This window comes from Chamaesiphon polymorphus CCALA 037 (genome assembly GCF_003003845.1).
Lineage (GTDB): Bacteria > Cyanobacteriota > Cyanobacteriia > Cyanobacteriales > Chamaesiphonaceae > Chamaesiphon > Chamaesiphon polymorphus.
Window position 1 is genome coordinate 1 of the sequence record NZ_PVWO01000133.1, and the last position, 12,487, is coordinate 12,487.

The 12,487-nt window shown below is 47.2% G+C and carries 10 protein-coding genes; 3 read left to right on the plus strand and 7 right to left on the minus strand.

The features are described 5' to 3' along the window. Window positions 1-24: 24 nt before the first annotated feature. Window positions 25-660, plus strand: a complete 636-nt coding sequence (locus C7B77_RS12300) for a TVP38/TMEM64 family protein (RefSeq protein ID WP_106304813.1) — start codon at window positions 25-27, stop codon at window positions 658-660. Window positions 661-974: 314 nt separating this feature from the next. On the opposite strand, the gene C7B77_RS12305 is transcribed toward C7B77_RS12300, so the two are convergent. Next, window positions 975-1,949 (minus strand): FtsX-like permease family protein, encoded by a 975-nt coding sequence (locus C7B77_RS12305; RefSeq protein ID WP_181243834.1) that lies wholly within the window; start codon window positions 1,947-1,949, stop codon window positions 975-977. A gap of 254 nt (window positions 1,950-2,203) precedes the next feature. On the opposite strand from C7B77_RS12305, the gene C7B77_RS29205 reads away from it, so the two are divergent. After that, window positions 2,204-2,572, plus strand: coding sequence for a hypothetical protein (locus C7B77_RS29205; protein WP_146138290.1), 369 nt, complete (start codon window positions 2,204-2,206; stop codon window positions 2,570-2,572). Here C7B77_RS29205 and C7B77_RS12310 read toward each other — a convergent pair. From C7B77_RS12310 to C7B77_RS12330, 5 genes are all read right to left on the minus strand, one after another. Then, the gene (locus C7B77_RS12310; protein ID WP_106304819.1) at window positions 2,513-3,739 is read right to left on the minus strand and encodes a hypothetical protein; all 1,227 of its coding nucleotides are present in this window, start codon (window positions 3,737-3,739) and stop codon (window positions 2,513-2,515) included. The two genes, C7B77_RS29205 and C7B77_RS12310, sit on opposite strands and share 60 nt — an antisense overlap. A 91-nt stretch (window positions 3,740-3,830) precedes the next feature. Further along, the gene (locus C7B77_RS12315; RefSeq protein ID WP_106304822.1) at window positions 3,831-4,397 is read right to left on the minus strand and encodes a hypothetical protein; all 567 of its coding nucleotides are present in this window, start codon (window positions 4,395-4,397) and stop codon (window positions 3,831-3,833) included. 88 nt (window positions 4,398-4,485) lie between these two features. After that, window positions 4,486-6,201 (minus strand): S-layer homology domain-containing protein, encoded by a 1,716-nt coding sequence (locus tag C7B77_RS12320; RefSeq protein ID WP_106304825.1) that lies wholly within the window; start codon window positions 6,199-6,201, stop codon window positions 4,486-4,488. 296 nt (window positions 6,202-6,497) lie between these two features. Further along, on the minus strand, window positions 6,498-7,169 hold the full coding sequence (locus C7B77_RS12325) for a hypothetical protein (RefSeq protein ID WP_106304828.1): 672 nt from the start codon (window positions 7,167-7,169) through the stop codon (window positions 6,498-6,500). A gap of 95 nt (window positions 7,170-7,264) precedes the next feature. Continuing rightward, entirely contained in the window at window positions 7,265-8,992 is a 1,728-nt protein-coding gene (locus tag C7B77_RS12330; RefSeq protein WP_106304831.1) for an S-layer homology domain-containing protein, read from the minus strand. Between the two features lie 475 nt (window positions 8,993-9,467). Here C7B77_RS12330 and C7B77_RS12335 point away from each other — a divergent pair, with 475 nt between their 5' ends. Continuing rightward, window positions 9,468-11,405, plus strand: coding sequence for a polysaccharide biosynthesis protein (locus tag C7B77_RS12335; RefSeq protein WP_106304835.1), 1,938 nt, complete (start codon window positions 9,468-9,470; stop codon window positions 11,403-11,405). Window positions 11,406-11,480: 75 nt separating this feature from the next. Here the strand turns inward: C7B77_RS12335 and C7B77_RS12340 are convergent. After that, window positions 11,481-12,487 (minus strand): amidase (locus tag C7B77_RS12340; protein ID WP_106304837.1); only part of this gene is annotated, 1,007 nt, incomplete at its 5' end.

The window sequence follows — 12,487 nt, forward strand, 5'->3', positions numbered from 1 at the left end:
CTCCTGTCGTGCCTGCGTTCTCCTGTGAAATCGAAAAAAACAATTATTGCGATCGGATTGTTCTGCATTATTGCTACCATAATTGGGATCGTTTTATTAGGTGGTATCGATCGATCTCAATTGCAGGTCTGGCTGCAAAAAATGGGGATTTGGGCACCAGTTCTATATATCCTAATTTACTCGATCGCGACAATTTGCATCTTACCCTCAACCCCGCTCAATCTCACTGGTGGCGCGATTTTTGGTACGGTGTGGGGGACAGTTTGGACTAGTATTGCTGCTGTTTTGGCCGCAGTGCTATCTTTTGCTTTCAGTCGTACCATCGGACGTAAATTTATCGAGCAAAAGTTAGCAGGCAAATGGCAAAAACTCGATCGTGAAATGGATAGAGGTGGCTTTTTTTACATGTTTGCAATTCGATTGTTACCGCTAATTCCGTATGGAATTGTTAATTTTACAGCGGGTTTGACCTCGATTAAATTTCGTGACTATTTCTTCGGGACATTACTCGGTACGGTTCCCGGTATCTTACCTTTTGTGATGATGGGTGCTGGTCTCACCGCACTCAAACGGGGCGATGTTTTACCGATTCTCGTTGCTTTAGCTTTAACCGGAATGCTGGTCGGTACTGCCACTTGGTACCGTCGTCAAGCTGAATAATCGAACTAAAATTAGGCTGCATAAGTTAGACCAAATTCGGTTTGAAAAGCTCCTTAACCTGTGGCCCTCACCCCCAACCCCTCTCCCAAGTTTGGGAGAGGGGAGCCAGAGCCGCAGGCGAGGGCGGGGTGAGGGCTGCCTGGGTTTCCGATCGCAAAAGAAGGGTTTGTGAAGCGGATTTGGTATCATTTTGGATTTTGGATTTGTTGTTGTTGGGGTTGTTCTTGAGGTTGTTGAGTTTCGCTTTGCTCTGTCTTGTCGCACACAACTGGGAGGGAACCTCCCAGTCGATGCGCCGCTACCCAACCTACGACTTAAAACACATCTGCTGGATCTGCCGCACGTAATTTATTTGAGGCGATCGCCGCAGAAATCAGACACATTAATAGAGTTAAAATAAAGACAGTTAGGGCTAAATTCACTGTCATTACTAGTTCTAATCGCGTGAGATTTGTCAAAAGTTGATACATGCCCAGTGTGGCAGTAAATCCAGGGATATAGCCTAAAACTGCCAGGAATAATGCTTCTTGGAAAATCACGAGCAGGAGCGATCGATTGGAATAACCGATCGCTTTGAGGGTGGCGTATTCGGATAAATGATCGCTGACGTCGCTATAAAGGACTTGATAGACGATCGCGACGCCGACGATAAACCCCATTACTGCTCCAAAATTAAAGATTGTGCTGCTGGGATTGGTATCTTGAAATTGTAATTCTCTGGTTTGTAGCTCTTGATGGGTGAGTGCTTTAATGCCAGGGACGGCACGTTCGATGCCTAGTTTGAGTGCGAGAATATCTGTACCTGGTTTGACGCGAATGATACCCAGGGTGACTTGTTCGAGCGCGCTACTCCCATACATTTCGGCGAAGGTGCGATCGCTGGTGACGATATTGCCTTCGCTCAAAAAGAAGGAGCTACCGAGATTAAATAGACCATTAACTGTTAGTTTTTGATTGTTTAATATCGCTGAAGTAGTTGGTTTGGTGGCCATTAATGCGGGAATTGGCCCCAATTGCGATCGCGATAATCGATCGAATAAAGCTGTAAATGGTTCGCGGAGTTTTGCTTGTTGTCGATTGACTTCGGGCAGATTGAAGACTTGAATTTGGGGATTGTAGGCAAATACTCGCGTTTCATAAGAGATGGTTTCTTTGTCATAAGCCCAAGTTCCATATTTGAGATAGAGCGGTTCGGCAAAGATAATGCCATCAAAAGCAGCAGCTTGATAAAGTCGCGTGCGATCGGCTCTCCCGTAGTTACGGTGATAAGTTTGGCTTATTGAAAGCAAGCGAAGCTCGATCGAATGAGCCAAATTTATCACTGTACTGGTTTCAATTAAAACGTAGACCTCCATCTCTAAAACATTTTTGCCCTCTTCGCCTGAACGATCGATGTAGATCGGCAGACAATCCAATAGCGAAAATCTAGGTAAAAGTTGAGATTTAGCAGAGGGTGAAAAATGTAGCTGTCGCTACACTTTTCACCCTGGATCCGAGAGAGCCGGAAAAGGTAGAATTGGACATATAGGAGTAGGTAAATAACGTGGCAACATTTATATCTGTTCGTGGCTGGCTAGCAACAGAATTTGAATTAATTGAATCTTTTAAAGCCATCGCATGTAAGTTTGAATTAATGCACAACAAGTATTTGTTAACAAAAGAACAAGCTCAGCTATATCAAAAAGGATGGTTATTTCCACACCAACGTATTAATTGGAGTAGCTACATATTTTTTGGCGCAGATCTAAAGTTCGGAGCTGAGGAGTACATCAAAGACCAAATCATGGAAATGATGGAAATTAGCGAAGAGATTGAAGGCTTGTTCTATTTTGATGATGATGCTTGTATATTGTCATACAAGTGGGAGATATCTGACAGCAAAATTACGGTTAAAAACAGAGAAATTATATAAATAATTTTGAGCGAGTTCGACGATGCCTTGGGCGGTATTTACTTGTTCGCCGATGCGGGTATTGATTTTGAGAATTTGGCCGGATACAGGTACGCGCACTTCGGAATCGCGTAAGGCAGCTTGTTTTTGCGATACGGCAATTTGGGCTTTTTCAAGTTGTGCTTGGGCGAGCTGAATATCGGCAGGACGAACCTCTCGTAATTCGGCTAATTTTGCTCGTTCTTGTTGGATTTGGGCGTTGAGAGTTTGGATGGTTTGGTCTAATTCTGCCTGTTTTTGTTTGACTGTTTCTCGGACTGTTAACAGTTCGGTTTTGAGTTTGTCTAATTGGGTTTTGACCTCTAATTTCTGCTCTTTGAGATTTGCTGTAGCAGCAGCTAAATCTTCGGCGGCTTTATCGAGTTGAGTTTTGGTATCGATCGAGCGTTCGCGCACGGCTGCACGGGCAGAAATTAGTTCTTCTTCGGCTTTATCTAGTTGAGATTTGCCGATCGCGCCCGACTGGTATAACATCAATTTACGTCGATATTCGCCCTGAGCATTGGTGAGTTTGGCCTCAGAGCCGAGGGTGTTATTTCCCGATCGATTGAATTGACTGCGCCGTTGATATTCGGCTTGGGCATTAGTTAGTTTAGCTTGGGCGGTTAACAATCCCAAACCTTGACGATCGGCTTGCAGTTGACTTTGATAATTAGCCTCTGCATTTTGGAGTTGCGATCGTGCAGAAGTCAGGGCGGCTTCTTGCTGTTTGCGGGTGCTGGTGAGTTGCGCTTGCAGCCTAGTGAGAACGGCATTTTGAGCGGTAATTTGAGACTTTTTAAAATCGCCTTGACTGACTTTCCCCAACTCGATTTGCCGCAGCTTGACATCCGCCAAGGCGTCGCGCAATTCGGCTTGCTTGCGATCGATCCCTTGCAAAATGGCAATCACCCGACCTTGGGTGACAAAATCGCCTTCTGCAACCAAAATGCGATCGACGCGACTATCTTGAGCGTTAGCGACAGAAAGCTTGATGACTTCTCCCTTCGGCTGAATTCGACCCAATGCGACAACGGCATTGGGTTTAGCTGGGACGACTGCTTTGGTACGTTGCTCTGCATTACCAGAAGCACAGCCAGATAGCAGCATTAGTAGTCCGCAAGCTATAAGTGTAAGATCTGCTTTCATGCCTTGAGGATAATCGATCGTGTCGATCTTATACTACTGACCGAAGTCATAAATTAGTTATGACCTCGGTCATATCGCCCCAGCGCGATGATTATCTAGGCGTAGGTGGCGTCGTAGCAGCTCCTTGACTGGCCACTTGCACCAATTGACCTAATAAGCCTTGGAGAGCTTTTTGGCCGCTAGGTGCGTCAGCTACGGCCTTGTCTGGGCCGATTTCGCCAACTAGAGTCTTAACATAATTGTTAAAAGCACCGATCGAGGCTTGAAGTTTATTCGTGTCGATATTGCCATTAGCAGCACGCAGTCCGCGCACGGTATCGGCCAACGTCGTGGCGGCTTTGCCAGTGGCACTATCCGCCGCCAGCCCCGTAGGTAACAACGCCGCTACTAACGGAGTTGGCGCGCCACCATTGATGACATCAAACAATGCGGCATCGCCGACACTGTTGGCACTTAGCGACTTAGAAAATTCGTCGAGCGCAGTTTGTCGCCGTGCAGCCTCAGGCGACTGCGTATTTCGCGGTCGGGGTGCGGAGACTGATTCTTTGCCACTATGGTTATCACTACCCCCAGCAATTTGAGCTAATACCGCTGTTAAATGGCATACGACTACGCCAGTCGCCAGCCCTAAACTCAACAAATAAGATGAACGTTTCATGTTTACAGTTATTGCTTAATTAACAATGAAAAAGGTTTCATAACTTTACGAGGATCGATCTTGTAGACCGAGAGTAAATGAGTTGCGATTAGAAGTGAATACCTAACCCAGCATTGATCGTCAGTCGCGCACCACCAGTTTCTTTGTTAACAAGATCGACAACCGATGGCACTAATTGAAATGAGGCATTATCGCCTAAGTAAATTGTAATTGGTAGCCCCAGTCCTAAATCTTGACCATTCCAGTCAGCCACTACAGAGAAATTTGGCGAGAGCCGAGTACCGAGGCTACCAAAAAGTCCAAAGCCTTCTCTCTCAGCGCGAATATCACCTACAGTGCGAAATCTTCCACCCCCACCACCAACAGATATGGTCGTGTTGCTCAAAAATCCGATGTTTGGATCGGGGTTCACCACGAAACTAGCTACACCATATCCAGTAGTACCACCATCTAAACTAAAAGCGGGAGTCTGGTTCCAGATCAGTGCATTCTCATACCCACCTGCGATCGCAAAGTTATCCCCAAACTGTTTATGGAGTTTGAAACTAAATGTACCTTTATTGAGCAACCCGCTTTGAATGGTAGCAAAAGAGGTAGCCACTGTTTCCAATCCGATGAAGTTACGAGCATCCCCTAAACCAAAGCCTAGATAGACTGCCCCATCTTGTCCTTCTTGACCTTGATTAGGCGGATTTAGATAAATAGCTGGGCGAGTAGACGCTTGATAGCCTGCACCTACAAATACATCACCCCAACTTGCGCCAAAGGCACTGGGAGTATTTAGTCCGTTGACTGGATAAGCTGTCGTAATATTACTACGGGGGATGTCTGGGAGTTGCGGCACGCTTAATTTAGCGATCGCTTCATCGGGACTCAGACTGGGGGTCGTCCTGGGCGTGGTGTCCGAAATACTCGTGACATAAATACCTTGAGGGCAGGATGCAATGTATTTGTAAGCTGGACTAGAGCGATCTAAAGGTGTTAATTTACCCGCACCGACTAATACTTGGTGAATATAAGCGGCTACATCCGCACGCGTCGCGACGGCGTTCGGGCCAAAGTTGCCACCAGGTAATCTACTGCTATCATACTCAACACTAACAGCTACACATTTCTGAGTTGCCGCTACGAGGGCATTTTGACCGTAGCTGGGGACTTGCGCGGCATCGCCAAAGACGCTATTGAGATCGAGGTTGCCAGTCGGTGCTAGCTTACTACCATTTACCAGTGCAACTAGACTATCGATCCGGATAATATTGCGAGTGGGTGCGAAAGTATTGCCGGGATAACCAGCCATAAATCCACTGCGGTAGGCTTTTTGAATGACATCAGTCGCCCAGTAGTTGCGCGGGATATCTTTAAATCTCCGCTCGGTGCGGATGGGTTGCAGGTCGAAGGCTCTGTTTAATAAAGCTGCAAATTCGGCACGAGTTACGGGACGATCTGGCTGAAAATTTCCATCTGGATAGCCTTTGATAATATCTTTTTCGACCAGAACTTTAATAAATGGTTCTGCCCAATTACCTGCAATATCATTGGCTTGGGCGACTCGCTCTGGAGCTGGAGTTATTGGTGCCAGATTATCGCTCGTTGTGACTCTTTTAGCTAAAGGTACTGACGTGCGGATTTTAACTAAATTGTGCTGACTGGATCCTGGCAGTTCCGCACGGACGAAACCAGCCGAAAGGATTACTCCGGTAGAAACCGAACCGATGACTAGGCAAACAATTCGATCGAATCGATTCTCTTTTAGAAAGGCTCTGCCAACGCGGTTGACGGGAAACGGGTAGTTGTTTTGATTCATGGTTTTCCGAGCGTACTCCTCACTGGAAAAGTTATCGCCTTATATTATCTCACTACTGCTGGTATTGTTATCTGTATTTCAATACCAAATTGCGATATTTTTGCAAGTTAAATTTTCTCGTTCCCGATCTCAAATTAATTTTAATACTAATACTTAGCAAGCATATTTAACTATTGGGTCGTTTGAGATCTATTATGAGTATTGTCCTAGAGTAGGTATTGATACTTACATAATAATGGGAGCGAGAAAAATCTTTCTCGCTCCCGATCGTTTACCCGATTTTTAAATTTTTACTACTATTTAGGAGTAGGCGGAGCCACTGGGGCACTAGGAGCGGGTGGAGTAGTGGGCACTTGTGGCACTGGAGTAGATGGTGGCGCAGGCTCTGATGGTGGAGTCGCGGGAGCCGCAGTAGGTGCCGATTGGTTGGCAATTTGAATCAATTGACCCAAGACTCCTTGCAGTGCTTTTTGGCCGTTGGGTGCATCTGTGAGTGCTTTTTCAGGGCCAACTTCGCCTACATAAGCCTTAATGTAGTCGTTATACGCACCAACTGAGGCATTGAGTTTGGTCGCACTGATATCGCCATTACCCGCCCGCAGTCCTTGGACGGTATTGGCTAGATTTGTAGCAGCTTTGCCAGTGGCACCATCAGCAGGCACGCCAGCAGGCAATAGAGCTGCAACTAATGGGCCGGGTGCGCCACCATTGATCGTGTCAAATGTAGCTGCATCGCCGACGCTATTGGCAGTTAAAGATTGGGAAAATTGATTGACTGCACTTTGGCTTTGCGATGCGTAGGTTGCCTCACCACTACCAACGATACCGCCACCACCAACATTGGTAATGGAAGTAAAGATGTTGCCATTATCCGAACCGTTGCCTAATTGGGCATTAGCTGGAGTGATATTGAGTGCAACTAAACTAGCTACAGCACCCATTCCTAACAAATAAGACGAGATTTTCATGTTTTGCGCTCGTGATGAAGGGGATGAATAATACTGTGGGAAACAGGAGGATCGACCCTCGTGTTTCCAACAGGTAATAAATCGACTAGCTGTGATTAGAAACTAAAGCCCAAACCGCCGCTAACAGCGAAGCGAGAGCCACCAGTTTCGTTATTGACTAGATCGACTAGTGCTGGGGTAATTTGGAAGGAACTACCACCGCCAAATGGAATCGAGATAGGTAAGCCAATTCCTAAGTCTTGACCGTTCCAGTCAGCAACTAGGGAGAAATTGGGGGATAACCGCGTACCAATGCTACCGAAGACGTTGATGGTATCGCGTCCCGCACGGATGTCGCCGACAGTCCGGAAGCGACCAGCACCAGCACCTACCGATAGAGTAGTATTGCTGAAGAAGCCCAGATTTGGATCGGGGTTGAGGATGACACTCGCTACACCGTAGCCAGTCCGACCGCCGTTAACACCACCATCGCGATTGACGGCTGCGCCAGAGTTGTTACCAAAGGTAATGGCATTTTCATAACCACCCGCGATCGCGAAGTTATCGCCTAGTAGTTTGTGAACTTTGAAGCTGATGCCACCATTATCGAAGGAACCAGCACCATTGCGGCTGTAAGTAGTCGCGACAGTCTCTAAACCGAGGAAGTTACGCGAGTCGCCCAAACCGAGACCGACTGAGTATGCAAAAGCCTCTGGCCCTTTAGCAGTTCCAGGTACAAAAGGTGGTAATCCACTGTTAGGAGGATTGCCGAAGATGTTGGGGCGAGTTTGGTTTTGGTAGCTAGCACCGACGAATAAACCTGTATTTGCACCAAAAGCAGTTGGAGTACCCAGACCGCCGACGGGGAAAGTACTAACGGCAGTAGTACCAGAGAGTTCGGGAACTTGACCGGGGATGCTTAATTTAGCGATCGCTTCATCAGCAGTCACAGCCGCAGTTGGCGTGCCAGGAGTAATGGTAGTTACATATACACCTTGAGGACAAGAGGCAACGAACTTGTTCGCTGGGCTAGCTTTGTCTAATGCAGGGAGCCTGCCAGAACCGACTAAAACTTGGTGAACGTAAGCTGCGATATCCGCACGAGTTGCCACCGTATTGGGGCCAAAATTACCGCCAGGGAGCTGACTGCTATCGAAGTCAACGCTAACTGCAATACACCGTTGAGTGGCGGCGATCAATGCGTTTTGACCGTAGCTTGGAACTTGAGCTGCATCGCCAAAGACGCTGTTGAGGTCTAAGTTGCCAGATGGTTCGAGCTTGCTACCGTTGACCAGAGCGACTAAACCTTGAATCCGCAATAGATTTTGTCTGGGGCCAAAGCTGCCGGGATATCCTGCTAAAAAGCCACTGCGATAAGCTTTGTTGATGACATCAGCCGCCCAGTAGTTGGCGGGAACGTCTTTAAATTTGCGTCCAGCGCGGATGGGTTGTAGATCGAAGGCTTTATTTAATAAAGCTGCAAATTCTGCACGAGTGATCGGTTGGTCGGGTCTGAAAGTACCATCGGGATAACCCTTGATGATGTCCTTTTCAACTAATACTCTGATGAAAGGCTCTGCCCAGTTGCCTGCGACATCGCTAGCTTGAGCGACTTGGTTAGTTGCGGGGGTCGCAGGAGTGGCATTGATATTTCCTTTAACAGCTTCAGCCAAAGGTGCAGATGCCGTAACCTTATTTAATGAACTATGATTGGATGTAGTGGGGACTGCAAGTACAGGACTCATAGCAATAGCTACACCTGTAAAGACCGAGCCTAGCATTACGGATGCAATTCGCGCGATCTGAGCACGTTTGAAATTAGATTTTTGTTTGTTTTGCGTCATAGTTTCTCTGGTGCACTCCTCACCGAAAAAGTAGTTAATTCACATTGTACTGCAAATTTCCGGATTGAGAGAAATAATTGTTTACTGTATTTTTACATTGCGATCGATTTGGAGATGGGTGATTTTACTCATCCGTGAAATCAACGAATGCGTGGATCGAAAATTAAAAAATGGCAGTCGGTGAGTCGCTCGACCTCTGTCTCAACCTGATAAGTTCAGATATTTGGCTGAGTACATTTAGATAAAAAAAATATACTTTAGAGGTATCGAGCAAAAATTCCCGAACTGTTTTTTACTACGATCGTTCGTTAGAATGACTCGGTTTAGGTTGCTTCAATTCATCCGTTACTAACCTCACACACTAAAATGACAATACTAATTACGATTCGTAATTAGCCAAAGTCATAATCAAGATTTAAACTCGATTTAAACTCGATCCCAACTTGTTAAAAACCGTCGATTGTGTCATAATATCATGTCCACTAAAAGCCGATCTTTGTTGAGTATTGAAGCTACCGCAGCGACTCTTGAAAAACTTATAAATGCGCTTTCCAATCGTCAGAAGTATACGATCTTGACGTCAGTCGATATCAGTTTGTTCCTGACTTCGATTATTGCAGCGATCGGCTTTGAGTATGGATTTGACCTTGCCCCAATGGAAACGTTGCACTTGGGCAAATTCGTTCTGCTCGCAGTCGGGATCGAGGTCGGATTGTTTTGGTCGTTTGGAATATATCGGCAAGTATTGCGATATAGCGATGGCGGATTTATCGTGACGATCGCCAAAGCAGTAATCTTGAGTTGCTTGGCGACATCGATTGTTGCTAATCTGTCTGCGAGTCCGGTAATTCCATTGTCTGTCCCCGTAGTTCATGGGATGTTGACTTTAATATTAACGATCTCTTTTCGGATGTGCGTGCGGTTGACGCTAGGCCGACTCCACGAAATTAATTATCCCGGTCAGAAGAATGGTGGGGTGGTGATCTACGGTGCTGGGAGTGCGGGTTGCATCCTCGCTCACGCTTTAGCTGGCGAACGTGGCAACCGCCCGATCGGATTTGTCGATGATAGTCCCTATCTCCAAGGGCGTCACGTTCAAGGCATTCGCGTCTACTCTCCAGCAGAATTGCACGCTCTCAAAGCCAACATTGGCTTTGAAGAAATTCTCTTAGCGATGCCCTCGATCGAAGGCCAGCGCAAACGCGATATTTTACAGAAACTGCAAGTACTGGGAGTGCCTGTCAAAACAGTACCGAGCATTACGGAGATTTTGAGCGGTCACGTTTCGATTAATAAAGTCCGCGAGTTAGATATCGAAGATTTATTAGGCCGCAAAGCCATCGCGGCTCGACCCGAACTACTCCAGCACGATATTACCGATCGAGTAGTATTAGTCACGGGTGGTGGTGGTTCGATCGGTTCGGAACTGTGCCGTCAAATTGCCAAACAACAGCCTAAATTGCTGATTATCTACGAGCTACATGAGTTTGCCCTCTACCAAATGGACATGGAGCTAGGTGAAAATTATCCCCACCTCGAAAAAGTTGCCTGCTTGGGTTCGGTCACTGACGCTCCAACTCTGACAGGAGTTATCGCTAAATACGGCGTTGAGACAATCTATCATGCCGCTGCTTACAAGCACGTCCCGATCGTCGAAGCCAACCCGGTTTCTGGTATAGTTAACAACATTAACGGTACCCTGACTGCGGCAAAATGCGCGATCGCTTGTGGAGTTCATAAATTTGTCTTAATCTCGACTGACAAAGCCGTTCGTCCCACCAATATTATGGGTGCTACCAAGCGCGTCGCCGAATTAGTCTTGCAAGGCTTGGCCGATCTGCCCAACCACAATACCTGCTTTACAATGGTACGGTTTGGTAACGTTCTAGGCAGCAGTGGTTCCGTAGTTCCTCGCTTCCGCGAGCAAATTACCTCTGGTAAGTCATTAACCCTGACTCATGCAGATATCACTCGCTACTTTATGACCATTCCCGAAGCAGCGACGCTAGTCATCCAAGCAGGCGCAATGGCTAAAGGTGGCGAAGTATTCCTCCTCGATATGGGCGAACCCGTCAAGATTTACGACCTAGCTACTCAGATGATCCGCCTGCACGGACTGGAGCCTCACAAGGATATCAAAATCGAAATCGTTGGCTTACGCCCAGGTGAGAAAATCTATGAAGAGCTGTTAATCGACTGCGATGCCGCTTTACCCACCGGACATCCCAAGATTTTCTGTGCTCGTGAGGCTAAATTAGGCTGGAAAGAGCTATCGCCCCAACTCACCAACTTACTAGATGCCGCCGCTCAGTGTGAAGTCACCGAATGTGTATCTACTCTTCACAACTTGGTGCCAGAATATCAACCCATGGGTCAGTACGCTAAAGTCAAATACGAAGCTGTAGCTGCATAAAAATACCAACCGTCACAAAATCTAGGGTAGGGGTAATTCATGAATTACCCCTACCCTAGATTTCGTGGATTTGGTCTAATATCCTGGTGGATAACGAAAGTCACCAACTATCTTATCGATTTCTCGCGCGATCGAAAGTAATTCCATTTCGCGCCACCGCTTGCCCACGAGCTGAATGCCAATCGGCAATCCAGCCAGAGTTCGAGCGATGGGAATGACAACTGCTGGCTGTCCGCTGAGATTGAATGGCATGGTATAGGCTCCATTAGCCACTACATGAGGATAGGATCTGCCATCGAGATCCACAGCACTCCAGGCTGGACGATGGGTAAAAGCAGGCGTCGCCGCCACCGGACAAATCCACACGTCCCAAGGCTCTATCGCTGCATCCATCTGTGCGATAAACCTGTCGCGTTCGGTTAAAGCCTGAAAATATCCCTTCAAACTAGGATTGAGGAGTTCGGGTAAAAACCGACTGAAATCACCAAGCTCGCGAAGTTGTTTTTCACCTTGAGTTGCCGTTCGCCATAATAATTCCACACTCCGGCGCACGTTGTAAATATCGATCGGTTGAGCGTATTTATTGACATATGCCGACATCCGCCCATAAAGCACGAAGATTTTGGAGAAATCCCAGTCTGGCGGACACCAACGAACGATGTTAGCACCCGCCGCCGCTAGTTTTTGGGAACCTGCTACCATCGCCGATTTAATTTCCGCACTCACGGGGACTTGTGCCCATTCATCGCTCCAAGCAATCTTGAGAGTGGTTAAGGATTTGCCAGTGGGGATGTCTAGTGGAATTGGCGGCACATCAGGACGACACGGATCGGCACCAGCAATTAGCTCGAAGCAAAGTTGCAGATCTTCGATCGATCGCGCAAAGCAACCCACCGTCATCATTTGTCGCAAACAGATCGGCATTCCGGGGACTTCCGGAATCGCCCCCGCAGTTGAAATTCGCCGATCCGTTGGTTTGAGTCCGTATACGCCACAAAAATGCGCGGGTTGCCGGATCGAACCTGCAAAATCGTTGCCGAGATCCAGACAGGAAAATCCCGCAGCTACAGCCGCCGCACTAC

Excerpts from the sequence above, each read along its gene's own strand:
- C7B77_RS12310 (WP_106304819.1), bottom strand. The coding sequence starts at position 3,739 with ATGAAAGCAGATCTTACACTTATAGCTTGCGGACTACTAATGCTGCTA.
- C7B77_RS12315 (WP_106304822.1), bottom strand. The coding sequence starts at position 4,397 with ATGAAACGTTCATCTTATTTGTTGAGTTTAGGGCTGGCGACTGGCGTA.
- C7B77_RS12320 (WP_106304825.1), bottom strand. The coding sequence starts at position 6,201 with ATGAATCAAAACAACTACCCGTTTCCCGTCAACCGCGTTGGCAGAGCC.
- C7B77_RS12325 (WP_106304828.1), bottom strand. The coding sequence starts at position 7,169 with ATGAAAATCTCGTCTTATTTGTTAGGAATGGGTGCTGTAGCTAGTTTA.
- C7B77_RS12330 (WP_106304831.1), bottom strand. The coding sequence starts at position 8,992 with ATGACGCAAAACAAACAAAAATCTAATTTCAAACGTGCTCAGATCGCG.
- C7B77_RS12335 (WP_106304835.1), top strand. The coding sequence starts at position 9,468 with ATGTCCACTAAAAGCCGATCTTTGTTGAGTATTGAAGCTACCGCAGCG.